Origin of the sequence: Usitatibacter palustris (assembly GCF_013003985.1) — a bacterium.
GTDB classification, from domain to species: Bacteria; Pseudomonadota; Gammaproteobacteria; order Burkholderiales; family Usitatibacteraceae; genus Usitatibacter; species Usitatibacter palustris.
This window is the reverse complement of sequence record NZ_CP053073.1, coordinates 3,078,446-3,103,479: the sequence shown is the minus strand read 5'-3', so window position 1 is coordinate 3,103,479 and position 25,034 is coordinate 3,078,446. Positions and strand designations below refer to the sequence as shown.

19 protein-coding genes are annotated in these 25,034 nt (G+C 67.0%); 9 read left to right on the top strand and 10 right to left on the bottom strand.

Annotation, left to right across the window (positions count from 1 at the left end; genetic code table 11):
- Nucleotides 1-6: 6 nt before the first annotated feature.
- Together DSM104440_RS15090 and DSM104440_RS15085 are read right to left on the bottom strand one after the other, a co-directional pair.
- Nucleotides 7-711: an energy transducer TonB gene (locus DSM104440_RS15090; protein WP_171164049.1), complete on the bottom strand. Its 705-nt coding sequence runs from the start codon at nt 709-711 to the stop codon at nt 7-9.
- Nucleotides 712-832: 121 nt separating this feature from the next.
- Nucleotides 833-1,315, bottom strand: coding sequence for an Lrp/AsnC family transcriptional regulator (locus DSM104440_RS15085; RefSeq protein WP_171164048.1), 483 nt, complete (start codon nt 1,313-1,315; stop codon nt 833-835).
- Between the two features lie 104 nt (nt 1,316-1,419).
- Here DSM104440_RS15085 and hppD point away from each other — a divergent pair, with 104 nt between their 5' ends.
- The 4 genes from hppD to phhA all read left to right on the top strand — a co-directional run bounded on the left by hppD (nt 1,420) and on the right by phhA (nt 5,858).
- Entirely contained in the window at nt 1,420-2,496 is a 1,077-nt protein-coding gene (hppD, locus tag DSM104440_RS15080; protein ID WP_171164046.1) for a 4-hydroxyphenylpyruvate dioxygenase, read from the top strand.
- 196 nt (nt 2,497-2,692) lie between these two features.
- Complete coding sequence (hmgA, locus tag DSM104440_RS15075; protein ID WP_171164043.1) at nt 2,693-4,012, top strand: homogentisate 1,2-dioxygenase; 1,320 nt, start codon at nt 2,693-2,695, stop codon at nt 4,010-4,012.
- Entirely contained in the window at nt 4,009-5,034 is a 1,026-nt protein-coding gene (locus DSM104440_RS15070) for a fumarylacetoacetate hydrolase family protein (RefSeq protein WP_171164041.1), read from the top strand. The genes hmgA and DSM104440_RS15070 overlap by 4 nt, the downstream gene beginning before the upstream one ends.
- The gene (gene phhA / locus DSM104440_RS15065; protein ID WP_171164039.1) at nt 5,031-5,858 is read left to right on the top strand and encodes a phenylalanine 4-monooxygenase; all 828 of its coding nucleotides are present in this window, start codon (nt 5,031-5,033) and stop codon (nt 5,856-5,858) included. Before DSM104440_RS15070 ends, phhA begins: the two co-directional genes overlap by 4 nt.
- On the opposite strand, the gene DSM104440_RS15060 is transcribed toward phhA, so the two are convergent.
- On the bottom strand, nt 5,853-6,545 hold the full coding sequence (locus DSM104440_RS15060; RefSeq protein WP_171164037.1) for a winged helix-turn-helix transcriptional regulator: 693 nt from the start codon (nt 6,543-6,545) through the stop codon (nt 5,853-5,855). The genes phhA and DSM104440_RS15060 overlap by 6 nt on opposite strands.
- Before the next feature lie 119 nt (nt 6,546-6,664).
- On the opposite strand from DSM104440_RS15060, the gene DSM104440_RS15055 reads away from it, so the two are divergent.
- On the top strand, nt 6,665-8,074 hold the full coding sequence (locus DSM104440_RS15055) for an FAD-binding oxidoreductase (protein WP_171164035.1): 1,410 nt from the start codon (nt 6,665-6,667) through the stop codon (nt 8,072-8,074).
- Here the strand turns inward: DSM104440_RS15055 and DSM104440_RS15050 are convergent.
- The 5 genes from DSM104440_RS15050 to DSM104440_RS15030 all read right to left on the bottom strand — a co-directional run bounded on the left by DSM104440_RS15050 (nt 8,071) and on the right by DSM104440_RS15030 (nt 16,319).
- Nucleotides 8,071-9,735: a DUF3455 domain-containing protein gene (locus DSM104440_RS15050; protein ID WP_171164033.1), complete on the bottom strand. Its 1,665-nt coding sequence runs from the start codon at nt 9,733-9,735 to the stop codon at nt 8,071-8,073. The two genes, DSM104440_RS15055 and DSM104440_RS15050, sit on opposite strands and share 4 nt — an antisense overlap.
- A 10-nt stretch (nt 9,736-9,745) precedes the next feature.
- On the bottom strand, nt 9,746-10,558 hold the full coding sequence (locus DSM104440_RS15045) for a class I SAM-dependent methyltransferase (RefSeq protein ID WP_171164031.1): 813 nt from the start codon (nt 10,556-10,558) through the stop codon (nt 9,746-9,748).
- Between the two features lie 32 nt (nt 10,559-10,590).
- Complete coding sequence (locus DSM104440_RS15040) at nt 10,591-11,559, bottom strand: hypothetical protein (protein ID WP_171164029.1); 969 nt, start codon at nt 11,557-11,559, stop codon at nt 10,591-10,593.
- Between the two features lie 210 nt (nt 11,560-11,769).
- Entirely contained in the window at nt 11,770-14,736 is a 2,967-nt protein-coding gene (locus tag DSM104440_RS15035) for an ATP-binding protein (protein ID WP_171164028.1), read from the bottom strand.
- Entirely contained in the window at nt 14,733-16,319 is a 1,587-nt protein-coding gene (locus DSM104440_RS15030; protein ID WP_171164027.1) for an ABC transporter substrate-binding protein, read from the bottom strand. The genes DSM104440_RS15035 and DSM104440_RS15030 overlap by 4 nt, the downstream gene beginning before the upstream one ends.
- 18 nt (nt 16,320-16,337) lie before the next feature.
- Between DSM104440_RS15030 and DSM104440_RS15025 the strand changes: the two genes are divergently transcribed.
- Together DSM104440_RS15025 and DSM104440_RS15020 are read left to right on the top strand one after the other, a co-directional pair.
- Complete coding sequence (locus DSM104440_RS15025; protein ID WP_212758097.1) at nt 16,338-17,759, top strand: oxygenase MpaB family protein; 1,422 nt, start codon at nt 16,338-16,340, stop codon at nt 17,757-17,759.
- Nucleotides 17,756-19,477 (top strand): diguanylate cyclase, encoded by a 1,722-nt coding sequence (locus DSM104440_RS15020; protein WP_171164026.1) that lies wholly within the window; start codon nt 17,756-17,758, stop codon nt 19,475-19,477. Before DSM104440_RS15025 ends, DSM104440_RS15020 begins: the two co-directional genes overlap by 4 nt.
- A gap of 93 nt (nt 19,478-19,570) precedes the next feature.
- Here the strand turns inward: DSM104440_RS15020 and DSM104440_RS15015 are convergent, their stop codons facing one another.
- Both DSM104440_RS15015 and DSM104440_RS15010 read right to left on the bottom strand, forming a co-directional pair.
- Nucleotides 19,571-19,870, bottom strand: a complete 300-nt coding sequence (locus tag DSM104440_RS15015) for a hypothetical protein (protein ID WP_171164025.1) — start codon at nt 19,868-19,870, stop codon at nt 19,571-19,573.
- A 277-nt stretch (nt 19,871-20,147) separates the two neighbouring features.
- The gene (locus DSM104440_RS15010) at nt 20,148-21,737 is read right to left on the bottom strand and encodes an ABC transporter substrate-binding protein (RefSeq protein WP_171164024.1); all 1,590 of its coding nucleotides are present in this window, start codon (nt 21,735-21,737) and stop codon (nt 20,148-20,150) included.
- A gap of 68 nt (nt 21,738-21,805) precedes the next feature.
- Between DSM104440_RS15010 and DSM104440_RS15005 the strand changes: the two genes are divergently transcribed.
- Nucleotides 21,806-23,293 (top strand): NAD-dependent succinate-semialdehyde dehydrogenase, encoded by a 1,488-nt coding sequence (locus DSM104440_RS15005; protein ID WP_171164022.1) that lies wholly within the window; start codon nt 21,806-21,808, stop codon nt 23,291-23,293.
- A complete protein-coding gene (gene ggt, locus DSM104440_RS15000; protein ID WP_171164020.1) occupies nt 23,290-25,029 on the top strand; it encodes a gamma-glutamyltransferase in 1,740 nt (579 codons plus the stop codon). The genes DSM104440_RS15005 and ggt overlap by 4 nt, the downstream gene beginning before the upstream one ends.
- Nucleotides 25,030-25,034 lie beyond the last annotated feature (5 nt).

Here is a 25,034-nt window from a genome sequence, read left to right as displayed (position 1 = left end):
TCTACTTCATTGCGGCCTGAACTCGACCTCGGTCTCGACGGTGCGACCCGAGGCCCCGTCGTTGAAGCGCCATTGCGAAAGCGCGCGCACGACGGCGCGGTCGAATACGCGACGGGGAACGGCCTCGATGATGTCCACCTTCGTCACGTTGCCGTTGGCGTCGAGGGTCATGCGCACCTTCACGTGGCCCTTGTCGATGCCCTGCTGCGCGGCTTCGCGCGGGAAGTCGGGATCGACGCGGGACACGAGCTTCGCGGCCTGCACGCTCGGCGGCGGGGGCGGCGGCGTGGCGGCGGGTTTTGCCGCAGCGACGTCGGTGCGCGGCGCGGGCGCGGGTTCGGCCTTCTTCTCGGCGACGGGCGGCGGCGCCTCGACGGGCTTGGGCGGCTCGGCCTTCACGGGCTCGGGCTTCGCAGGCTCGGCTTTCGTGGCCGCGGCACTCCGGCTTTCGGCCGGCGCTTTCGGCTCCGCCTTGGGCGGCGGTTCGGGTTTCGTCTTGTCGAAGAGCTTCGACGCCGCTTCCTGGCGCGCGAGGCGTTCCTTCAACCCTTCATTCGGATCCACCTTGCCTCCGCTCGAACCCGAGGCATCGGGTTGCGGAATTTGCACGGGCGCGTTCGCACGCGCCTTGGCGGGTGGTTCACTCTTGCCGCAGGCCGTCAGCAACAGGCCCGCGGCGACGGCTGCCAGCAGCCCTCGCAGCATGAACATGAGACCTTGCCTCCCCATTTTTTGTCTTGCGAATGGCCCGAGTATAGAAAAAAGATTGCGAAACGTCTCGGCCGGATGACCGAATCTTTCAGACGTAACGTGGCGGGCCCGACGTAGGAACTCAGGGTCCAACCTGGGCGAGGGGCAGGGCCGTCGTCTCCTTTACTTCCTCGAGCACGAAGCTCGATTTCACGTCGAGCACGCCGGGCTGCTTGAGCAGCGAATCCATCACGAAGCGCGAGAAGTGCTCGAGATCCTCGACGCGCACGCGCAGCAGGTAGTCCATCTCGCCCGTCATCGCGTGGCAGCCGACGACTTCCGGCCAGTCCTTCACGGCCTTCGCGAAAGTGTCCGTGGGCATGCGTCCGCGCTTCTCGAGCTTCACGGTGACGAACGCGAGCAGTCCGAGGCCCACCTTGCCCGGATCGACGAGCGCCGCGTACCCGCGGATCACGCCCGATTCCTCGAGCGATCGCACGCGGCGCAGGCACGCACTCGGCGAGAGGTTCACGCGGCCGGCGAGCTCCAGGTTGGTGAGGCGCCCGTCGCGCTGGAGGATGTCGAGCAGGCGGCGGTCCGTGCGGTTGAGGGCGGGTCGTGCCATTTCGTGCGCTCCGGGCCTGTTCGGCGCAATGATATTGCGTGATCGTGCCTTCACACCGCCATAGTTGCAATCCTATTGCGAGGGGTCCCACGTAGAATGACGGCATGGAACCTGCCCGCGACAACCCGATGGGGACCGACGGATTCGAATTCGTCGAGTACACCGCCCCGAATCCCGAGCAACTCGGCACGCTCTTCGAGCAGATGGGCTTCACCGCCGTCGCGCACCACCGCTCGAAGGACGTGATCCTCTATCGCCAGGGACGCGTGAACTTCATCGTGAACCGCGAGCCCGATTCGTTCGCGCAATCGTTCGCCCGCGTGCACGGGCCTTCGGCGTGCGCATTCGCGATCCGCGTGAAAGATGCCGCCCACGCCTACAAGCGCGCGATCGAGCTCGGCGCCAAGCCTTATCACGGCCCCGTGGGCCCGATGGAGCTCAACATCCCGGCGATCCGCGGCATCGGCGACAGCCTCATTTATCTGATCGACCGCTATCCGGGCAACAATACCAATCTCTCCATCTATGACGTCGACTTCGTCCCTTTCGACGGCGTCGACCAGGAACCCGAAGGCGCGGGCCTCATCGAGGTGGATCACCTTACGCACAACGTCTATCCCAACCGGATGGACGTGTGGGCGCAGTTCTACGAGAAGCTCTTCAACTTCCGCGAGATCCGCTACTTCGACATCAAAGGGAAGAAGACCGGCCTCACCTCGCGCGCGCTCACCAGCCCGTGCGGGAAGATCCGCATCCCGATCAACGAGCCCGCGGACCAGAAGTCGCAGATCCAGGAGTACCTCGACGCGTATCACGGCGAGGGCATCCAGCACATCGCGCTGTCCACGGCGAACATCTACACGACGGTGGAGGAGCTGCGCGAGAAGAGCGTGAAGTTCCTCGATACGCCCGAGACCTACTACGAGCGCGTCGACAGCCGCGTGAAGGGGCACGGCGAGGACCTCGCGCGCCTTCGCAGGAACCGCATCCTCATCGACGGCGAGGGGATGGACAAGGACCACCACGAAGACAAGCTGCTGCAGATCTTCACCGAGACCGTGATCGGCCCGATCTTCTTCGAGATCATCCAGCGGAAGGGCAACCAGGGCTTCGGCGAGGGCAACTTCAAGGCGCTGTTCGAGTCGATCGAGGCTGACCAGATCGCTCGCGGCGTGATTTAAGGAAAGGCAGAAAGAATCCGCAGATAAACGCAGATAAACGCGGATAAAGGCCAATGAATGGCTGGAGATCATCAGAAGTCGAAGTGGTCAGCCCGACGAGTTTCCGCCCGATGAGTATTCCGCCCGCTCCAGGTTTTATCTGCGTTTATCTGCGTTTATCTGCGGATTCTTTCTGCTTTAGCCCCCGAAGGGCCCCATGACTGAACGAGCGACAGCGTATCTATCGGGTTTCGGAAGCCACCACGAATCGGAAGCGATCGCGGGCGCGCTCCCCGTCGGCCGTAACTCGCCCCAGAAGGTCGCCTTCGGCCTCTACGCCGAACAACTCTCCGGCACCGCGTTCACCGCGCCGCGCGCAGCCAACCAGCGCTCCTGGCTCTATCGCGTGCGACCCTCCGCAATGCATCCGCCGTTCCGCCGCCTCGATGACGCGCTCCTTCGCACCGGGCCTTGCCTCGAGGCCGAATGCCCGCCCAATCGGCTGCGCTGGGCGCCGATGCCGATGCCTTCGCAGCCCACCGACTTCATCGCCGGCCTCGCGACCATCGCCACGAATGGCGAGGCGCGAAAGCAGCAGGGTGTGGGCGTGCACCTGTATGCGTGCAACCGCTCGATGAATCGCGTCTTCTACAGCGCCGATGGCGAGTTGCTGATCGTCCCGCAGGAAGGCGCGCTCGAACTCGCGACCGAGTTCGGCATGCTCTCCATCGCCCCCGGTGAAATTGCCGTCATTCCGCGCGGCGTGAAGTTTCGCGTCGGCGTCGAAGGCGCCGCACGCGGCTACGTTTGCGAGAACTACGGCGCGCCGCTTCGCCTGCCCGAGCTCGGACCCATCGGCTCCAACGGCCTCGCCAATCCGCGCGACTTCCTCGCGCCCGTCGCCGCGTACGAAGACAAACCCGCGCGCACGGAGCTCGTCGCGAAGTTCGGCGGCCACCTGTGGGCGACGGACCTCGAGCATTCGCCACTCGATGTCGTCGCGTGGCATGGCAACTACTATCCATACAAGTACGACCTCGCGCGCTTCAACGCGATGAACACGGTGAGCTTCGACCATCCGGATCCGTCGATCTTCACGGTGCTCACGTCGCCTTCGGAGACGCCGGGCACGGCCAACGTCGACTTCGTGATCTTCCCGCCGCGCTGGAACGTCGCCGAGGACACCTTCCGTCCGCCGTACTTCCATCGCAACGTGATGAGCGAATTCATGGGGCTGGTGCGCGGCGAGTACGACGCCAAGAAGGAAGGCTTCCTTCCGGGTGCCGCGAGCGTGCACAACTGCATGAGCGCGCACGGACCCGACGTCGCCTCGTACGAAGCGGCGGTGGCGGCGAAGCTCGAGCCCAAGCGCCTCGCGAACACCCTCGCGTTCATGTTCGAGAGCCGCTACGTGTTCGAACCCACATCCTGGGCGCTCGGAAGCCCGCAGCTCGACAAGCAGTACGACGCAACATGGAACGGCTTTGCGCCGGGCTCCCTCTCCTCAGGGAGAGGGCCGGGGAGAGGGTCACAATGAAGCTCGCATCACTGAAGGGCCCCACGCGCGACGGCACGCTCATCCTCGTCAACCGCGATCTCACGCGCGCGGTGAAAGCCGACGGCATCGCGCCGACGATGCAGTACGCGCTCGAACATTGGGATGAGGTCCACGGCAAGCTCCTCGATGCCTACGAAAGCCTCGAGTGCGGCAACGAGCGCCACGAATTCAGCTTTGCCGACGCGCTCGCCGCGGGCAAGGTGGCCGCGCCGCTTCCGCGTGCCTACCAGTGGCTCGACGGCTCCGCGTATCTCATGCACGTCGAGCGCGTTCGCGCCGCGCGCAAGGACAAGGTGCCCGAAAGCTTCTACAAGGATCCGCTCATGTACCAGGGCGGCGCCGACGACATGATGGGTGCGAAGGATCCGATCCGCGCCGCGAGCGAGGACTGGGGCATCGACCTCGAGGGCGAAGTGGGCGCGATCGTGGGTGATGTGCGCATGGGCGCGACACCCGCGGAAGCGTCGGCGTCCATTCGCCTGCTCACGCTCATCAACGACGTTTCCTATCGCGCGCTCATTCCGGGCGAGCTCGCGAAGGGTTTCGGCTTCGTGCACGGCAAGGGCGCGAACGCGCTCTCTCCGGTGGCGGTGACGCCGGACGAATTGGGCAGCTCCTGGGACGCCGGCAAGGTTCACCTGCGGCTGGTGAGCCACGTGAACGGCAAGTGGTTCGGCAATCCCAACGCGGGCGACGATGCGACCTTCAGCCTCTTCGATCTCATTTCGCACGCGGCAAAGACGCGCGAGCTCAAGGCCGGCACGCTCATCGGCACGGGCACGGTCTCCAACAAGGACGCCGCGACCGGCTACGTCTGCATCATGGAAGCGCGTGTGGTCGAGCAAGTCGAACAGGGCGCGCCGAAGACGCCGTTCCTCAAGTTCGGCGACACCGTGCGCCTCGAGATGCTCGACCACCACGGCGCCACGATCTTCGGCGCCATCGACCAGAAGGTGGAGAAATATTCCCCTCCCTTGGGAGGGGCCAGGGGAGGGTCATGACCGGAGAGACCGTCCACAACCTGCGCGGCGACTACAGCCGCATGCGGCCCGATTACACGGTCGAGCAGGAGTGGGACGGTTACAGCGATGCGGAGCACGACCTGTGGCGGCGCCTCTTCGCCCGCCAGGTGGCGCTTGCGCCCAAGTACGCGTGCGACGAGTTCGTGGAGATCCTTCCCGAGCTGCACTTCGGCGACGGCATTCCGCGCTTCGATGAAGTGAACGCGAAGTTGAAGCCCGCGACGAACTGGCAACTCGTTGCCGTGCCGGGCCTGCTGCCTGACATCACGTTCTTCGATCACCTCGCCAACCGCCGCTTCCCGGTGACGGTGTGGCTGCGCGATCCGAAGGAGTTCGACTACATCGTCGAACCCGACATCTTTCACGACTTCTACGGCCACGTGCCGCTGCTCTTCCAGCCGGTGTTCGCCGATTACCTCCAGGCCTACGGCCGCGGCGGCTTGAAGGCGCACGCGCTGGGCGCGATCGAGATGCTCGCGCGCCTCTACTGGTACACGGTGGAGTTCGGCCTCATCGAGACGCCGAAGGGCCTGCGTTCGTACGGCGCCGGCACTCTTTCTTCAGGGGGCGAGCTGCCGTATTGCGTCGACAGTCCGAACCCGAATCGCATCGGCTTCGATCTGCTTCGCATCATGCGCACGCGCTACAAGATCGACACGTTCCAGGAAACGTACTTCGTGATTCGCGACTTCAGCGAGCTCTTCGAGGCGACCGCGCCCGACTTCACGCCTTACTACGAGTTGCTGCAGGGTCGCCCGCCGCACGAAGCCTCGACCGTCCTGCCCACGGACCGAGTCCTATAGCTTCGGGCGGGAGAGGCGCGTTTCGGCAAACGCGCTGGTGCCCAGCCACTTCCAGAGCGCATCGGCATCGCGCTTTGCCCCGCTGACGCGGACATCCCCGGCTTTGCAGGCCTGTGCCGGGACCAGGTCTCCGGACCAGATCTCGGTGAGTGCACGCAGCGTCGCCTCGACCTCCAGCGTGAGCTCATGGCCGGGATCGTCCCGGCAAAGGTCGGCAACCCGGTTCTCGATCACGAGCCACCAGTGCCGCTCGCGCGCGCGCGGTGCATCGCGCAAGTCGAAGTGGACGACGACGCGGCGTGGTGGAAGCTCGTCGAGCCGGACGAAGCGGCGGATGTCCCACATGAGCAGGCCCGCGTCGAGGTCTCCCTTGGGCAGGCGGCTGCCGATCCACCGCGCGCCCCAGTGGCCCAGCCCCAGGATGATGGGACGCAGCTCCTCGCCCGCCGCGGTGAGCTCGTAGGCGCGAATGCGGCCCGCCTCGACGCTGCGAATGACGCCGACGCTCTCGAGTTCGCGAAGGCGGCGAGTCAGGAGCGCCGTGGAAATCCTCGGCACGCCGCGATGAAGCTCGTTGAAGCGCCGGCTGCCGCAAAGAAGCTCGCGAAGCACGAGCGGCGTCCACTTCTCGCACAGGACCTCCGCGCCGCGCGCCACCGTACAGAACTGTCCGTAGCCTTTTTCCATGCCACATTCCTTCGTCGATCGACGCTTCAGATTCTGAACTAGTCACGCCGGTCCGGGGAACCTACGCTTCGGCGAGAAGATGACCCATCCCCGCGACACGAACCCAGGAGCATGACCCAATGAAGCTGCTTTCCCTCGATGGGCAGGAGGCCGGTATCCCGGCCGAAGCGATCCAGGCATTTCGATTGGCATTCAAGGGCCAGGTCGTGCTTCCCGATGATCCCGCGTACGACGGACTTCGCAAGATCTGGAACGCGATGATCGATCGCAGGCCCGGTGTCATCCTGCGGTGCCTCGGCACAACCGACGTGATCACCGCGGTGAAGTTCGTGGCCGCGCACGGGTTGCTCTCGTCGGTGCGATCGGGCGGCCACAACATCGCGGGCCTCGCGGTTTGCGAAGGCGGCGTGATGATCGACTTGTCGCTGATGCGCGGCGTGTTCGTGGACACCGAGCGGCGCGTGGCCCATGCGCAAGCGGGTTGCACGCTCGGTGATGTCGATCGCGAGACGCAGCTTCACGGGCTCGCCACCGTGATGGGCTTCGTTTCCGACACGGGCATCGCCGGATTGACCGTCGGCGGCGGCTTCGGCTATCTCACGCGCCGCTACGGATGGACGTGCGACAACGTCGTCGCGATGAACGTGGTGAGCGCGGAGGGGAAGCTGCTGCGCGCGTCCGCGGACGAGAACCCGGAGCTCTTCTGGGCGCTGCGCGGTGGCGGCGGCAACTTCGGCATCGTGACGTCCTTCGATTACCGTTTGTACGCGGTCGGCCCGACGATCCTCGGAGGCGCGCTCGCGTGGCGTGGCGAGGACGCGCGGCGCATCCTCGCCGCCTATCGCGAGATCAGCGCGCGCGCACCGCGCGATCTCACGTGCGTGGCGATCCTGCGCAAGGCCCCGCCGGCACCGTGGCTTCCCAAGGAAGTGCATGGGCAGCCCATCGTCGCGCTGTTCCTCACGCACTGCGGAGCCGAGGCTGATGACTCGTTGATCAATGAGCTGCGCGCCGTCATGCCACCCATCGCCGATACCGTGACGCGCCGGCCCTATGCCCAGATGCAAAGCCTGCTCGATGCGACGCAGCCGCGGGGACGCCGCTACTACTGGAAGTCGCACTATCTCGCGCGCATCGACGATGGACTGATCGACGTGCTCGCGACGCGCCTCAAGGACATTCCGTCACCGCACTCGGGAATCATCCTGTTCCAGATCGGCGGCGCGCTGAACGAGTTGCCGCCCGCTCACTCACCGGCGGGCAATCGAGATGCGACCTACGTGCTCAATATTTCCTCGTCCTGGGAGCGGGCCGAGGATGACACGGTCAATCGCGATTGGGCGCGGGAGTGCTTCGCGGCCGCGCAGACCTTCGCGACCGGTGGCACCTACCTCAACTTCCTCACCGAGGAGGACGGCGGCGCGCGCATCGCCGACGCCTATGGACCCGAGAACCTGCGCAGGCTCGCCGGACTCAAGCGCAAGCTCGATCCGGCGAACCTGTTCCGGCACACGAAGGCCGTGATCTAGCGCGCGGCGACGTTCGACTTCGCGAGCAGCACGTAGTCGGCGGTATAGGCCACCTTCTCGACCGCACCCTTGTTCGTCGCGTCGCAGGTCTTCGCCGGCGCAACGCCACCGACGGTATTGACCCGCTGCACGCTCGTCACACCCGCGTAGCGACCCTCGCTACCGACCGAACGCGTCGTGAGAAGCAGCCAGGGAATCGCACCCTTCACCGGGGCATCGGCCTTGGCCTTCACCGCACCCACGATCTTGCTGCCGTCCGTCGCTTCCCAGTGCGGACCGGCGTAGTGCGTGCCGGCCGAGTCACCCTTCGCGTCGTAGAGCGCGGCTTCCGGCGCGACGAACGCCCAGGCCATGCCGCCGTTGTTCGGCTGCTCGCGGCACTCGTAGACCTGCACGCCGCGCGCGGCGATGCGCTCGACGACTTGCTCGCCCGCGGGGACGAGCGACTCGGGAACCGCGGCGAGCGTCGCGCTGCTCGGGAAACGCCGCGCGGCCATCTCGCCGATCTGGCGGCCCATGGCAGCGCCGGTGTCGAGCGCGGTGCGGTAGTGAATGCCGCCATAGACGCGCGACATGGAGACTTCAGTCGCGAAGTCGTCGAGGCGCGTCCACTCGCGCTTCGCACCCTTGGCCGTGGGGCTCGTGGCGGACAGCGTGGGGACCGGGCCGTTGCCGACTTCCGCGCGCAGCACGCTCGTCACGGCGTTGGCGAGGATGGAATGCCCGCTCGGATACTCCGGATGCATCGGCGCGTCGATCAGCGAGGTCCAGCCGGCATCGCGCTCGGTGGCGTCGTTGCCGTCCTGGTCGGCGTTGCGGATCGCGGTCGCCGGGCGCCAGAAGTTGTAGCGGTACTTCGCGTCGAACACCGCGATCAGCGCGTCGTCCATGGACTGCGCGACGGCGGCGTAGAGACGCGCATTGTCGAGCACCGTGCGGCCCGGTTGCGCGGCCACCGATTGCACGACGCCGTAGTAGATCGACGGCAGCGAGTAGTCCCAGAAGCGCGCGATGTCGGTCTGCTGCGGCGTGCGTTGCGTGCTCGCCTTGGCGCCGATCGTCTTCACTTCGTTGAAGTCGCGAACCCACTCCGCGCTTCCCAGTGCCGGCGGCGGGCCGGGACGGACCTGGTCGGCGCTCGCGAGCAGCCACGGCTTGCGCTGCGACCACGTCGGTACGGCGGGCGCGGCGGTCGGCACGTACATGCCGGGCGCCGTGTGCGGGCGATAGCTTTCCGCGGCAACGGTGTCGGCGGCGCGTGCGGCGAACACCGCGGCCGCGGCCTTCTCGCCGGTGGCGATGCCGGCGGTCTTCGCCGGGCCATCGGCCACCTTCGCGATCGCCGCGGCGTACGCGGCGTCGATCGAGGCTTGCACGGCGGGCATGAGCTTCACGAGCGTTGCGCGTTGCGCGGCGGCGACCGCGGCATCGACCGATGCGTTGGGCGACGTCGCCTTGGGTCCGGTCACGTCGAGCACGGCTTCGTACACGGCGGTTTGCACGATCGCCATCGTGCGGACGGCAGGCGGCGTTCCGAGCTTGGCTTCGGTCACGAGCTCGGAGGACTTGAGGTTCCAGTCCGTCACGGCGTCGGCCTGGGCGCTCGTCGGGGCGAATGCGGCTGCCACGGCGAGGGCAATGATGCGGTAGATCGGATGCATGAAATTCTCCTTAACGGCGGGTGATGACGACTTCGAGGTATTCGCTGGGAACGACGAGAGCCTTGCCCTCGGCGCGGTTCAGGGTGTCGAGCAGCTCGGCGAGGTCGCGCTCGAGCTCCACGGCTTTTTCGAGAGGCAGTGCGGCGAAGGCCTTGTGGACCGGCCCATACCAATCGCGGAAGACGGAGATGAAGTGCGCGGCCGAGCGGTAGCGGAAGTTGAAGACCCGCGTGCGGATCGCGATGTGCTTGGCCACGTCACCGAAGAGCGCGCGCAGGTACGGCTCCGTGCCCCAGAGCGACGGCGGCTGCACGCCCGCGGGCGGCGGCATGTAGCGGCCGAGGATGCGGAACATCTGCCCCACCAGGCACTCGGGCGTCCAGTTCGCGAGCCCGATGCGCCCGCCGGAACGGCAGACGCGCGCGAGCTCGGCCGCGGCCTTCGCCTGGTCGGGCGAGAACATCACGCCGAAGGTCGAGAGCACGGCGTCGAAGCTCGCGTTCTCGAACGGCAGCGCTTCGGCGTCGGCCACGCGGAACTGGACATCGAGGCCTTCGGCCGCTGCGCGATCCGAGCCGCGCGTGAGCAGCGACTCCACGTAGTCGGTGGAGACGACCTGGCAGCCGCGGCGCGCGGCGGCGAGTGTTGCGTTGCCGTTGCCCGCCGCGACGTCGAGCACCTTCTCGTCCCAGCGCAGGTCGCAGGCCTCGGCGAGCAGCTCGCCGACGACCTGCAGGGTGGTGCCGATGACGGCGTAGTCGCCGCTGGCCCACGCCACTTGCTGGCGGGACTTCACGGCGGCGAGATCGATCGTTGCGTTCATGCGGATGCGTTCCTTTGTGTCGGTTTGCGGGTTCAGTGGGCAGCGTGCTCGAGCAGCGGGCCGAGGGCCTTGCCGATGCGATCCATCTGCGCGGGGGTGACGAGGGCTTTCAGCACGTCGGCGAAGCGCGGTTCGAGCGCGCCGCTCACGATGTACTGCCAGCGATAGGCCTTGAGGACGACGTCGCGAATGACCTTCTCTTCGGCGGACGTGAAAGCGCGCCCGGCGTGCATGAGGAAGTACGAGGCGTCGGCTTCGGCCTGCACCTGGCAGATGCCGTCAACGGCACCCACGAGGTCGATCAGGTCCATCACGCCGCGGTCGCGTTCGACTTCGCTCAGGCGCGCGTGCTCGCGGCGCCACTCGAGCTCGTCGAGGATTGCGTGCTGCGATTCTTCCTTCCAGTGGAAGAGGAAGACGTCCTTCCACAGGTCCGAGAGGTTCGTGTCGGGCTCGATGCTCGCGCGGTAGTGCGTCTGCGAGAAGATCTCGATGTCGAGCGTGAGTCCCAGCACGGCCCACGTGGACTTCGCGAGCACGTTGTGCGCGACTTCATTGGGCCGCGGCTTGAACTGGTAGCCCGCGGGCATCCCTTCTGCCGTCATCACCTCGAGGCGGCGGAACAGCTCCTGGTGCTTCAGTTCCTCGTCGGTCAGGCGGATCAGCGCTTCGAGCGCGACCTGGTCGCCGAGCCAGTGGGCCTTGCTCACTTCGAGCACCTTCGCGCCGATGAAGCGTTCGACCAGGCCGAACATGTTGGCGTAGGTGCGGCCCTGGATCTGCGACAGGAAGCGCGCTTCGTCGCCGTTGAGGAACGGGAGCTCGTTGATCTTCGAGAGCCCGTCGGGCATGAATTTCTTGGTGAAGTCGAAGGTCCGGCCGCGAATCACGTCACGGTCGATGTCCCACTGGACGCGCTTCGAGGCTTCGATGCACTTCGCGTAACGCTGCGATACCTGCGAGGCGGCGCTCTTGCGCTCCGCGGTGGCGGTGGCTTGCATGGAATGAATCTCCTGGAAACGCGCGAGGCCGGGCGGAATCGCCGGGCACCTTCGTCGTTCTCAGGCCGAACCTTAGGCAGGGCGCCGTTCCACCGGCGTTCCACCTCAAATAAGTGGAGTGGGGTCAGACTCGACTTAATTTAATTCTGTGGATAACTGGAGCCTGACCCAGTTATCCACAGAATTAAATTAAGTCGAGTCTGACCCCACTTATTTGTATCCGCGCAGGGTGGCGATCAGGGGGGCGTGGGCGATCGGGCTCTCGGCCACGATCCGGTGGACCAGCTCTTCGAAGGTGAGGCCGTGCGGCGCGCACTCGTCGCCCGAGGCGGCGCGGGCACGGTTGGTCTTGCGGCCGATTTCCTCGTGCTGCAGCGCGTTGGTGAGCGGGTCGCCGGCTGCGAGGTCGAGCACGGCGAGCGCGCAGGCCGGTTCCCCCTGCGAAAGCAGCACCTCGCCGAAGCACACTACGCACTCGATCTGAAGGCTGCGCCGGCCGATCGCGAGCCCTTCCGCGAGTGCCTCGGCGAGGTTCATGCGTGCCGTTGCCGCGTCCGATCGGAGCAGCGCGGCGATCGCGGCGAAGACCTTGAGGTATCCGACCAGCGCCCGGTTGCCCGTTGCCCGCGCCACCTCCAGCCCTTCGCGAATGGGCGCGTCCGACGCATCGGCATCTCCGCGGCCGACCGCCACCTCGGCCATGTTCGCGAGGATGTAGGCGCGCGTGCCGACGAAGCCGTGGCGATCGCAGAGCGCGAGCGCTTCGCGCAGGTAGACGTTGGCGGTGTCCCACTCCTGCCGCGCGAGGTACTTCGAGCCGAGGTTGCTCAGGACCAGCGCGACACCGCTCTGGTCGCCGATTCGCCGGTGCAGGTCGAGCGACTGCAGCGCCAGGCGCAGCGCCTCGTCGTGGTTGCCGGTTTCCTTCTCGACGATGGACAGGTTGTCGAGCATCGCCGCGGCCGTGCGCGGATCGATGCTCGCGGGCGACTGCTTCAATGCGAGCGTGAGGTACTCGCGTGCTTCCGGGTAACGCGCGAGCGCGAGATAGCAGACGCCGAGTGTCTTGTAGCACTGCAACCGGGCTTCGTGATCGCGCTCGGGATGCGTGAGCGCGAGCGCCTCCCGCGCGGTCGCCTCGCCATCCAGGTACCGGTCGAGGCGATACTCGAGCTGCGCGAAGGCGCTCAGGAGCAGCGCCGTGATCTCGCTGTCCCCACCGGCCGCGACGAAGTCGAGGGCATCGCGCAGCAGCGCATGGCCTTCCGCGCTGCGCCGGCGATGATCGACGTAATAGAGGAACGGCATCGTGGTCGCGCAGAGCAAGGTGGGCTCGTGCTCCGCCGCCCAGCACCAGGCCGCGCGGAAGTTTTCGAACTCGGCATCGGCGAAGGCCAGCGCATCGCGGTCGCCGTCGTCGATCGCGCGCCGCAGCTGGCTGAAGAGGCGGTGGAAATACCGGGCGTGCGACCGCGCGGTCTGCGCTGCATCCTCGGGCGTGATGCGCGCGCCGGCGAGCTCCTGCACCAGCGGATGCAGGAAGATGCGCGCGCCATCGCGTCGCAGCAGCGAGTTGTCCATGAGCGCGGCGAGCACCGGCAGCGATGCCGACGCGACCACGCGCGCGGCCTCCGCCGAGAATCCGCCGCGCAGCACCGAGAGGCGCCCGAGCACGTCGCGCTCGGCAGGCGTGAGCAATTGCCACGAGCGCTCGAAGACGGCCTCGATGCTGGCGTGGCGCGCGGGGAAGGCCGGATCGGCGGCGCGCAGGATCTCGGTGCCCTGGCGCAACTCCGCCGCAATCGCTTCGCACCCCAGCACGCGGGTCCACGTGGCCGCGAGCTCGAGTGCCAGCGGCAGGCCCTCGACGGCGGCGCAGATGGCGACGATCGCGTCGGCCTCGGCGGCCGGATTGATCGTGGCGCCCGCGCGACGCGCGGCCTTGATGAAGAGTCGCGGCGCATCGAAGGACTCGAGACGCGCGCGGTCCTCGATCTCGGGGCAGGGCAGTCCCTCGACGGGCAGCGTCCATTCCTGCTGCAGCGCGAGCCGGGCCCGCGAGGTGACCACGAGCTTCAGGTGCGGGCATCCGGCGAGCAGGCGTTCGAGCATCGGCGCTTGCGCGACCAGGTGCTCGAAGTTGTCGAGCACCAGCAGCGCGCGCTGCTCGCGCAGGTGATCGATCACCTGTTCGAGCGCTTCACGGCCGCGGGCGAGGGTGAGTCCGAGGTCACGCGCGAGGCGCAGGCCGATGTCGCTCGCGGCGGGAACGTCCTCGAGTGCGACGAAGGTTGCGCCGTCGGAAAACGAGGACGCGAGCTCGAGCACGGCGCGGCGGGCGAGGCGGGTCTTGCCGGCACCACCCGCACCCACCAACGTGAGCAAGCGGCAGTCGGCCTTCGCCAGCTGCTCGCCCATGCGGCGCATCTCGACGGTGCGGCCGATGAGGCCGTCGTCGTCGGGCGCCGCGGATGGTGGCGCCGGAGCCGGCGCGTTCTTGGTGGCGAGCGCATCGTGCATCGCGACCAACTCCGCGCCCGGCGCGAGCCCGAGATCGGCCGCGAGGCGCGTGACGAAATCGCGATAGGCCTGCCGGGCCGCGGCGGCTTGCCCGCCGCGCGCGAGCCAGCTCATGCGCGAGCGCAGCGCCGCTTCGTCGAGGGGATCGGAGTCGAGCAACCGCGCCGAGAGGTCGATCGCCTCGGCGGGCTCGATCTCGAGCGCAAGGCGAGCGAGTACCGCGTCGCGCCACGCTACGCGCAGGCGATGGCGTTCGTAGCCGAGCCAGCTCGACCACGCTTCGTTTTGATCGTCGTCGAAGCCCGCGAGCAATTCGCCGCGGCGCAACGGCAGCGCATCGGCGATGCGGCCTTCGCGAAGCGCGGCTTCGAACGCATACACATCGGTCGCGGCCTCGAAGCGCACCGCGCTCGCCTGCAGCTCGATGTGCGCGGCCCACGACAGCTTCTGCAGGCGAAAGAGGGTTTTCCGGAGGTTGGCGTACGCAAGATGGCTTTCCTGCTCGGGCCACAGCAGGTTCGCGAGCTCTGCGCGGCCCACCCACGTGGCCTTGAGCGCGAGGTACGCGAGCAACTGGTTGCGCCGCTCGAAGGCGAGCGCGGAGGAGTCGCCGCCGGATTCCGCGGTCGGCGGGCCGAACAGGAGCAGCCGGATCAAGGCGCGATCCGCACCCACGTCGCCGTGACGACGTTGTCGGCGCGGTGCACGACGTTCACGTTCGCGCGAACGGCCCAGGGAATGATCTGGCGGTGGAGCGGAATGGTGTAGACCTTTTCACGGACGCGCATGAGCGCCTGCAGCATGAGCGCCGAGCGTTTGGTCGCATCGAGCTCGACTTCGACCGCTTCGATCAGCCGGTCGAGCTCGGGGTCGGACTGGCGCCCGGAGTTGAAGTCGCCGCGCGTCCCATCGCGCGAGTGGAGCACCGGGGTGAGCGTGAAGCCCGGGTCGGTCGCGGGTCCGCCCCAGCCATAGAGGTGCATCGAGAGGTCGAAGTTGTCGACCTTCTGGAAGAATTGCGCGCGCGGCATCCCGTTCACGCTCGCCTTCACGCCGACCTTCGCGAACATCGCCGCGACGGCGACACAGATGCGCTCGTCGTTCACGTAGCGGTTGTTCGGGCAGAGGAGCTGCAGCTCGAAGCCGTTCGGGTAGCCCGCTTCGGCGAGCAGCTTCCTCGCGAGCGCCGGGTCATGGGGAAGCAGGCGCGGCTCGAGCGCGGGGAAGCTGCGCGCGGCGGTGGGCACCATCGCGCCCGTCGGCCGCGACTGGCCGCGCATCACCTGGCGCTGGATCGCGTCGATGTCGATCGCGGCGTAGAGCGCCTGGCGCACGCGGAGATCCTTCAGCGGGTTCGCGCCCTTGATGTTCGAGTACTTGAGCTCGTCGCGCGACTGGTCCATCACGAAGAAGATGACGCGGTTCTCCGCGCCTTCGATCACGCGCAGCTTCGGGTCGGTCTTCATGCGCGGGATGTCCTGCAGCGACGGGTCGAGCACGAGGTCGAGCTCGCCCGAGAGCAGGGCGGCCATGCGCGTGGCGTCCGACTTGATCGGGCGGTAGACGATCTCGTCGACGTTGCTGTCGAAGCGCTTGGCGGCGATGCCCCACCAGTTCGGGTTCTTCTTCAGCACGGTCGAGACCTCGGTTTCGCGCTTGACCAGCGTGAAGGGGCCCGTGCCGTTCGCGTTGCGCGAGGCGTAGGTCTCCTCGCCCGTCTTGAAGTCCTGGGGCTTGGTCGCGCCGTGCTTCTCGCACCAGGCCTTGCTCATGATGCGCACCGTATTGAGGCTGTCGAGGAACACGGCGGCCGGGGTGGGCTTGGGCAGCTCGATCTCGACCGTGTGGGCGTCGATCCGCCTGGCCTTGCCGACCTGGGCGGCGTACACCTTGAAATTGGAGCTGGGGAGGTTGGCGCGGGCGAGGGAGAAGACCACGTCATCGGCCGTGAAGGGGGTGCCATCGTGGAACTTCACGCCTTCGCGCAGCTTGAAGCGCCAGATCGTGGGGCTCACCGCCTCCCACGAGGTCGCGAGCCCCGGGATCATCGTGAGGTCCCTGGCGCGGTCGGTCAGGCGCTCGAAGATCTCGTCGTTCATGTTGTTGTTGAGGCCCTCGTTCTGGGCGTGCGGGTCCGCCGACAGGTAGTCCCCCTGCGACGACCAGCGGAACGTCGCGGCGTTAACACTTCCTGTTAGGACGAGAACGAGGAGCGCAGCTACACTACGGATAGTCGCCATCACATGATGTTAACGAAATTGGCTACACAAGCGCGCTCCATCCCCGGGGAGGAAGTCCTCGAAGCCCACCAGTGGATCGCCGATCCGCATGCCGACGCCGCCGTCGCCGCGATCCTCGGCCCCTGGACCGGTGAGCCGCCCGTCGATCGCATCGACGCCCTCAACGCGGCCATCCGCTCCTGGCAGGACAACGCGTCGGTCGCCAACGGGCAGGCCGCAGCGGGTTCGGCCCCCGACGTCGCCGCGGCGCTGAAGCTTTACCTGAGCGTGGCCAAGTCCCTTCCCGAATGGGCCGAGCCGGCGCGCATCGCGCGGGCCGAGGCGATGTTCATGGACCAGGGCGCGTTGTCGGTGACCGTGCTCTTCTGCGCGAGCCTGCCCGAGTGCTACGTCATTCCCGACCTCGCGTCGGTCCTGCACGCCACGGGCCAGCTCGAGGACCGCGCCGAACACCGCATCCGCACCACCGGCGCGATGATCTTCCCGGTGATGATGCGCGGTGGCCTCACCACCCCCAACGGCGCGGGCATCGCCCAGGTGCTGAAGGTGCGCCTCATCCACGCGATGATCCGCAACCTCATCTTGCGCGGCCCGCCGGACGTGGCGGTGGCGCGCATGCGCTTCATGGATGCGGCCGCGCCCGGGGGCGTCATCCCGTGCCTGGGGCGCGCCCAGCCCGGCGATTCGATGCACCACGCGCTCTTCCTCCACGGCTGGGACCTCGCCGGCCGGGCGCTGCCCAACAACCAGGAAGAGCTCGCCTACACCCTGCTCACGTTCAGCTACGTCTACCTGCGCAGCCTCCGGCGCCTGGGCATCGGTTATCCGGCCGAAGCCGAGCGCGACTACCTTCATGCGTGGAACGTCGCCGGGCACTTCCTCGGCATCGAGCGCGCGCTGATGGTCGACTCGATGGAGGAGGCCGAGGAGCTCTTCGCGCGGATGCAGGCGCGCGGGCGCGAACATTTCGTGAAGCATCCGCTCGACCCCGATCCGCGGCCGAGCCTGGGCGGCGCGCTGATGGCCGCCATGCAATCGGTGATTCCGGACGGCCCGCTCAAGCCGTTCCCCGTGCTCCTCACCCGCCGCCTCATGGAAAAGGCGAGTGCCCGCGAGCTGGGCCTCGATGGCCGCGTGTCGTGGATCTCGAAAGTGATGTTCTCGATGCTGATGAGGACGTCGCGCGTGATCGACGCCGTCGTGCGCGTCGGCTTCCCGGAGTTCTCGATCTCGCGGCTGGTCACGCGCGTGATCGGCTACCGGCTCACCTGCGCGCTGCTCATGAGCCAGACGCGCGAGCTCTCGGTTCCGGGGACGCTTCGCCCGGGCATCCGCTCGCTCATCGCCTCGTGGGGGCAGGACACGCATGCGCCCAAGTGGATGAACGCGATCGAGGACAAGCTCACGACCTCGGGCGAATGGAAGGGTCTCGGGCAGTGAGATCGACACTGCGCGTCCTCGCCGGCGTGCTGTGCTTCGCGCTCCTCGCCTTCGCCCACGGCGCGCGCGCGCAACTGGTGCTCAGTTCCGCCGACGATTCCCACGAGCTCTGGCCGCACGTTCGCCTGCTCGGCGATCCGTCCCGCGCGCTCGATCCGGAGAAGGCGATCGCCGCGCGCGAGCATTTCGTGCGGCCCGGCGGCGCCTACGCCACGCTCGGCATGGGCAAGGAAATCGTGTGGCTGCGCATCCCGGTCTCGATCGGCCCGGGCGGCGAGGGCACCTGGTTTCTCGACATCGACTACGCGTTGCTCCACCAGGTCGACATCTTCATGGTGCGCGACGGCAAGGCCGACCGGCATGTGAAGGTCGGCAACGGCTTGCCGTTCGAATCGCGGCCCCTGCGCGGCCGAACCCACGCCGTGCCGCTGGAGTTCGCGCCCGAGGGCACGACCGAGCTGCTGCTGCGCGTGGACACCTTCGGCGCGAAGCTGCTGCCGATGACGCTCTCGCGGCTGCCCGCGTTCCACGCGCGCGCGCTGGGCGAACAACTCCTGCAGGGGGCACTCGGCGGCCTCGCGTTGTTCCTGATCCTCTACAGCCTCACGCAGTGGGTGAGCATGCGCGAGGACCTGTACCTCAAGTACGCGCTGCTCGTGGTGTGCAGCGCGACGTTCTCGGTGCACTTCTTCGGGATCGGCGAGATGTACATCTGGACCGACAACGCCTGGTTCCAGACGCACATGGCCGGTGTCTCCGCGCTGATGGCGGCGGCGGCCACGGCGCTCTTCATCGAAGACGCGCTCGCCGGGGATCTCCACCCGTGGCTCCGGCAAGGACTGCGCGGCGTGGCGATCGTGCACGTGGTCGCGTCCGTCGCGCACGGCTTCGACATGATCGACATACGTGTGGTGGCGGTCCTCATGACGACGACGGGCCTCGCGCCTTCGCTGATGGGCCTGCCCGGCGCGCTCGCGCGCGCGCGCCGCGGCGACGAGGTCGGTGCGTGGTTCATGCTCGCGTGGGTCGGATATTTCATCGCGAGCGCGATCATGGTCGGCGTCGTGCGCGGCGTGGTCGACGCGAGCTTCTGGACGCTGCATTCCTTCCAGATCGGCGCCACGCTCGACATGCTCGTGTTCCTGCGGATCGCCTCGCTGCGCACGGCTGCACGCCACCGCGCCGCGCAACGCGCCGCGCAGGAGCGCGACACGCTGCACTCGCTCGCGCATTCGGACCCGCTCACGGGCCTGCTCAACCGGCGCGGCTTCGACGAGGCGCTGCTCACGGCGCTGGAGCGCGCAGCACCGGAGCGTGCGGTTGCGCTCTACGTGCTGGACCTCGACGGCTTCAAGGGCATCAACGACCGCTTCGGCCACGACGTCGGCGACCAGCTGCTGCGCGTGGTGGCCCAACGCCTGCGCGGCTCGGTACGCTCGGGCGATGGCGTCGCGCGCATCGGCGGCGACGAGTTCGTGATCATCGCCTCGGGCTTCACGCACGAATCGCAGGCGCGCGACCTCGGTCTCAAGGTGCTCGATTCCTTCCACTCGCCGTTCGTGTTCGACAACCAGAACCTGCGGATGAGCGTGACGATCGGCTACGCACTCGCGCCGACGGATTCGTGGAAGGGCAGTGAGTTGCTGAAGGCTGCAGATGCCGCGATGTATGCCGGCAAGCAGGAAGGCAAGGACCGGCTGCTGCGGATCGTCCGGTAGAAAAGAGGATTGTCATCCTGAGGAGCGCAGCGACGAAGGACCTGCTGTAGGGGGTTCACTGAAGGAAAGGGCACCGCCGAGGCGGTGCCCTTTTCACTTCTGCGGCGCGCCGCCCCCGCGAAGATCCTCCAGCTTCAACGTCGCGCCCGCGCTGCGCAGGCAATCCTGCGTTTCCAGGGGAAGCGTTTCGGCCGTGGTGCGTGTATGGACTTCCGTCACGTAGACGTAGCCTTCCCCGTTCCGATCGACGTCCCGGACGGTCGCGAAGATCCAGTGATCGCGCCCCTGGCAGTACCGGTAGGCCTGGCCGTCGAGTCGTCTCTCGACCCACCCAGCCGCGACCAGCGGCGCTGCAGCAATGTGCGCACCGCGTGACGGGACTGCGGAGGTCACGTCGCATTCGCTTCGCGCTCTGTGGTGGACCGTAAACGCTCAGTCCCACCACCACGATCGGCATGCCCACGAGCCATGCGACGGTCCACTTGGTGCGCGTACTCCAGCGCCGCGGTGAGATCACCGGTCCACGTCAATGGGGAGGTACTGGTTCATTTCTGCTGTTAACCCCCTACAGCAGGGCCTTCGTCGCTGCGCTCCTCAGGATGACAGGGGTGGATCCTTCGCATCGCTCAGGATGACGCGAGGCCGGGGCGCGAAAGCGCCCCTTCCCGCGTCACTTGATCGTCACCCACGTCGCCTGAAGCCAGTTGTCGGCGCGGTGGATCACCGTCACGTTCGCGCGCGAGGCCCAGGGAATCACCTGCACGTGGAGCGGGATGTGGAAGATGTTGTCGTGGTGATACTTCATCGCCTTGATGATCGTCTCCTGGCGGCGCTTGGCATCCATGTCGCCGGTGATGTCCTCGATCATCGCGTCGAACACCGGATCCTTGTAGTTGCCCCAGTTGTAGTCGCCGTCGCCCTTGTCGTTGCGGCTGTGGAGCACCGGCTGCAGCGTGAACCACGCGTCCGTCGTCGCCCCGCCCCAGCCGAGCATGTACATGCTGACTTCCAGGCGCTGCGCCTTCGGGAAGTACTGCGAGCGCGGGATGGCGTTCACCTTCGCGTTCACGCCGATCTTCGCGAGCATGCCCGCGATCGCGACACAGATCTTCTCGTCGTTGATGTAGCGGTTGTTCGGGCAATCGATCGTGAGGTCGAACCCGTTCGGATAACCCGCTTCCGTGAGCAGCTTCTTGGCAGCGGCAACGTCGTAGGGATAGCGCTTGTCCATCGACGCGGGGATTCCCATGATCGTCGGATTGGGCAGGTTGACCGCGGTGGGCGCGGAGAGGCCGCGCATCACGGTCTTGTGGATCGCATCCACGTCGATCGCCTGGTAGAACGCCTGGCGAACGCGCTTGTCCTTGAAGGGGTTCTTGCCCTTCACGTTGGAGTAGAGCAACTCGTCGCGCGCCTGGTCGAATCCCATGAAGACGATGCGGTTCTCCTTGCCTTCATAGACCTTCACGTCCTTGTCCTTCTTGAGCTTCTCGACGTCCTGCACCGAAGGATCGAGCACGAAGTCGAGGTTGCCCGCGAGGAGTGCCGCCATGCGCGTTCCGGGTTCCTTCACCGGCGTGTAGATGATGTCGTCGACGTTGCCGTCCCAGTAGCCCTTTTCCTTGAGGCCCCACCAGTTCGGATTCTTCTTGAAGACGCTCTTCACGTCGGGATCGCGCGACACCAGGACGTACGGGCCCGTGCCCATCGCGTTGCGGGCGGCGTACGACTCCTCTTGTTTCGTGAAGTCCTGGCTCTTCTCGACCTTGTGCTTCTCGCACCAGGCCTTGTTCATGATGAAGACGCTGTTGGAGAGCATCTGGAGCATCACGGGGTTCGGAACCTTTGTCGTGAGCTCGACCGTGTGGTCGTCGATCTTTTTCGGCTCGCCGGCGGCATTGCCGTAGACGCGGAAGTTGGAGCTCGGACCCTGGTTGCGCTTGATCGAGAACACGACGTCGTCGGCGGTGAAGTCGCTGCCGTCGTGCCACTTCACGCCCTTCCTCAGGTTGAACACCCACACCGTCGGGCTCACCTGCTTCCAGCTCACCGCGAGCGCGGGCAGCAGCTCGAGTTTCTTGCCGCGCGTGAGCAGGCCTTCGTAGACGTGGCCGTTGATGGAGTTGGTCAGGATCTCGTTCTGCGCCATCGGATCGGCGGTGAGGTAGTCGCCCTGGCTCGACCAGCGCAGGGTCTTGGCGTTCGCGAGCGGTACGACCGCGATCAGGAGGGAGGCAACGAGGCAAAAGGGGCGACGCATGGAACGCTCCGGTGGGTAAGTGGACCAATGAATGATAGCTATAATTGTCGTTCTCCGAGGAGGTCACCATGAACGCCGTCGTCAAGGCCCGCACTGCCGTTCCCGCCCTGAAGGACCAGACCCTGTTCCGCGACCGTTGCTACATCGACGGCAAGTGGCTGGAAGCCGATTCCGGCCAGCGATTCGACGTGGACAACCCCGGTGACGGCACCCTCGTGGGCAGCGTGCCCTCCATGGGTGCGCCGGAAACCCAGCGCGCCATCGCCGCCGCGCAGGCCGCCTTCCCCGCCTGGGCCGCCCTTCCCGCCAAGGAGCGCTCGAAGGTCCTCCGCAAGTGGTTCGATCTCATCGTCGCCAACGCCGATGACCTCGCTTTGTTGCTCACGACGGAACAGGGTAAGCCGCTCGCCGAAGCCAAGGGCGAGGTGATCTACGGCGCATCCTTCGTCGAGTGGTTCGCGGAAGAGGCCAAGCGCGTCTACGGCGACGTGATTCCCACGCCGATGAACGACCGGCGCCTTCTCGTCATCAAGCAGCCCGTCGGCGTGGTCGGTGCCATCACGCCGTGGAATTTCCCGGTCGCGATGATCACCCGCAAGGTCGCCCCCGGCCTTGCCGTGGGTTGCACGTTCGTCCTCAAGCCCGCCGAGCAGACGCCGTATTGCGCGCTGGCCCTCGTGGAGCTCGCCGAGCGCGCGGGCATTCCGAAGGGCGTCTTCAACGTCATCACCGGCGACGGCCCCACGATCGGCAAGGAACTGTGCGCGAGCCCGGTCGTGCGCAAGATCACCTTCACCGGTTCCACCGAAGTGGGCCGCATCCTCATGCGCCAGAGCGCGGACACGGTGAAGAAGCTTTCGCTGGAGCTCGGCGGCAACGCGCCGTTCGTGGTGTTCGCCGATGCGGACCTCGATGCCGCGGTCGAGGGCGCGATCGCCTCGAAGTACCGCAACGCCGGCCAGACGTGCGTGTGCGCCAACCGCATCTACGTCGAAGACCCGGTCTATGACGTCTTCACCCAGAAGCTCGCGGCGAAGATCGGCACGTTCAAGGTCGGCAAGGGCACGGATGCCGGCGTGACCATCGGCCCGCTGATCGATGAGCAGGGTCTCGCGAAGGTCGTGGACCACGTCGCCGATGCGCAGGCCAAGGGAGCGAAGTTGATCCTCGGCGGGAAGCCCCACGCGCTCGGCGGCCGCTTCTTCGAACCCACGCTGCTCACCGAAGTCACGCCCGCGATGAAAGTCACCCGCGAGGAAACGTTCGGTCCCGTTGCACCGCTCTACCGCTTCAAGGGCGAGAAGGAAGTCATCGATCTGTGCAACGCGTCCGAGTTCGGCCTCGCGAGCTACTTCTATTCGCGTGACGTGGGCCGTGTGTTTCGCGTGGCCGAGGCGCTGGAGTCGGGCCTGGTCGGCGTGAACGTCGGCGTGCTCGCCAACGAGATGTCGCCCTTCGGCGGCGTGAAGCAGTCGGGCATCGGGCGCGAAGGCTCGAAGTACGGCATCGACGATTTCGTGAGCATCAAGTACATCGCGGTGGGCGGCGTCCAGTGACCTTGCCGGCCCGCCTCGCGCTGGCCGGTTTTCTCGTAGTCGCGGGGCTCGCGTCGCACGCGCAGCTCCGCCCCTCGCAGCCCGAAGCCGCCACCGGGTGGACGCCGAACAAGCTCGCGCATGCGCGCGTGCACATGGTCGCGACGGCGAACCCGCATGCCACGGATGCCGGCCTTCGCATGCTGGAGCTTGGTGGCAGTGCGATCGATGCGATGATCGCCGCGCAACTCGTGCTCACGCTGGTCGAGCCGCAGTCGTCCGGCCTCGGCGGCGGCGCCTACCTCCTTCACTACGATGCGAAGTCGAAGTCGATCGCGGCGTACGACGGCCGCGAGACAGCGCCAGCGGCCGCGACGCCCGATCTCTTCATGAAGGACGGCAGGCCGCTGGGATACTTCGAGGCCGCCGTGGGCGGGCGCGCGGTCGGGACGCCGGGCGTTCCGCGGCTTCTCGAGGTGGCCCATGCGCGCCACGGAAAGCTTGCGTGGGCCACGCTCTTTCGCCCGGCGATCGAGCTCGCGGAAAAAGGATTTCCGGTCTCCCCACGGCTGAACCGGCTGCTCGCCCAGGATCGCGAACTCGTCCGCGAGCCCGCCGCGCGCGACTACTTCTACGTCGAAGGTCGGCCACGCGCCGTCGGCACGATCCTGCGCAACCCCGCGCTTGCGCAGACCCTGCGATTGCTCGCCGAGAAAGGCGCCGATGCGTTCTACACGGGAGAGATCGCGGCGGACATTGTTGCGGCCGTGCGCAACCATCCGAAGAATCCCGGCAAGCTTTCTCTCGAAGACCTCGCCGGCTATCGCGTGCGCGATGTCGAAGCGCTCTGCGGCCACTACCGAAAGCTGCACCTGTGCGGCATGCCGCCCTCGTCCTCCGGCGGCATCGCGGTCCTGCAGATCCTGGCGCTCCTCGAGAAGCAAGACCTCGCGGCCCTTCGTCCCGATTCGGCGCAGGCCGTGCACCTCTTTTCGGAAGCCGGCCGCCTCGCCTATGCCGACCGCCTGCGCTACGTGGCCGACGACCATTTCGTCGACGTGCCTGTTCAAGGATTGCTCGATGCGGGCTACCTCGCGGCACGCGCCCGAGCGATTGCGCCGGAAAAATCGATGGGCCGGGCCGCACCCGGAACGCCGCCAGGCCTGAGGGTTGCCTTCGCGGACGATCGGCACGAGGAAGTGTCGGGCACGAGCCAGGTTGCGATCGTCGATCGCTGGGGAAACGCGGTATCGCTCACCACGAGCGTCGAGGGCGGCTTCGGCGCGAAGCAGCTGGTGCGCGGGTTTCTCCTCAACAACCAGCTCACCGACTTCAGCTTCACGCCGGTCGAGGACGGCGTGGCGCTCGCCAATCGCGTCGCACCGGGCAAGCGGCCGCGCAGCGCCATGGCGCCCTTCCTCGTGTTCGATGCCGCGAGCGGCGCGCTCGACATGGTGATCGGCAGTCCCGGCGGCAGCCTCATCATCAACTACGTCGCCAAGACCATCGTCGCCGCGTACGACTGGAACCTCGACATGCAGGCGGCCATCGACCTTCCGAACCGCGGCAGCCGCAACGGTCCCACCGAAGTCGAGAAGGGCACGGAACTCGAAGGCACGATCGCGGCTCTGAAGGCGATGGGCCACGATGCGCGCGCCATCGAGATGACCAGCGGCCTGCAGGGCATCCGCCGCACGAAAGCCGGCTGGGAAGGTGGGGCCGATCCGCGCCGCGAAGGCGTGGCCCGCGGCCGGTAGAATTG

Excerpts from the sequence above, each read along its gene's own strand:
- DSM104440_RS15090 (WP_171164049.1), bottom strand. The coding sequence starts at position 711 with ATGTTCATGCTGCGAGGGCTGCTGGCAGCCGTCGCCGCGGGCCTGTTG.
- DSM104440_RS15085 (WP_171164048.1), bottom strand. The coding sequence starts at position 1,315 with ATGGCACGACCCGCCCTCAACCGCACGGACCGCCGCCTGCTCGACATC.
- hppD (WP_171164046.1), top strand. The coding sequence starts at position 1,420 with ATGGAACCTGCCCGCGACAACCCGATGGGGACCGACGGATTCGAATTC.
- hmgA (WP_171164043.1), top strand. The coding sequence starts at position 2,693 with ATGACTGAACGAGCGACAGCGTATCTATCGGGTTTCGGAAGCCACCAC.
- DSM104440_RS15070 (WP_171164041.1), top strand. The coding sequence starts at position 4,009 with ATGAAGCTCGCATCACTGAAGGGCCCCACGCGCGACGGCACGCTCATC.
- phhA (WP_171164039.1), top strand. The coding sequence starts at position 5,031 with ATGACCGGAGAGACCGTCCACAACCTGCGCGGCGACTACAGCCGCATG.
- DSM104440_RS15060 (WP_171164037.1), bottom strand. The coding sequence starts at position 6,545 with ATGGAAAAAGGCTACGGACAGTTCTGTACGGTGGCGCGCGGCGCGGAG.
- DSM104440_RS15055 (WP_171164035.1), top strand. The coding sequence starts at position 6,665 with ATGAAGCTGCTTTCCCTCGATGGGCAGGAGGCCGGTATCCCGGCCGAA.
- DSM104440_RS15050 (WP_171164033.1), bottom strand. The coding sequence starts at position 9,735 with ATGCATCCGATCTACCGCATCATTGCCCTCGCCGTGGCAGCCGCATTC.
- DSM104440_RS15045 (WP_171164031.1), bottom strand. The coding sequence starts at position 10,558 with ATGAACGCAACGATCGATCTCGCCGCCGTGAAGTCCCGCCAGCAAGTG.
- DSM104440_RS15040 (WP_171164029.1), bottom strand. The coding sequence starts at position 11,559 with ATGCAAGCCACCGCCACCGCGGAGCGCAAGAGCGCCGCCTCGCAGGTA.
- DSM104440_RS15030 (WP_171164027.1), bottom strand. The coding sequence starts at position 16,319 with ATGGCGACTATCCGTAGTGTAGCTGCGCTCCTCGTTCTCGTCCTAACA.
- DSM104440_RS15010 (WP_171164024.1), bottom strand. The coding sequence starts at position 21,737 with ATGCGTCGCCCCTTTTGCCTCGTTGCCTCCCTCCTGATCGCGGTCGTA.
- DSM104440_RS15005 (WP_171164022.1), top strand. The coding sequence starts at position 21,806 with ATGAACGCCGTCGTCAAGGCCCGCACTGCCGTTCCCGCCCTGAAGGAC.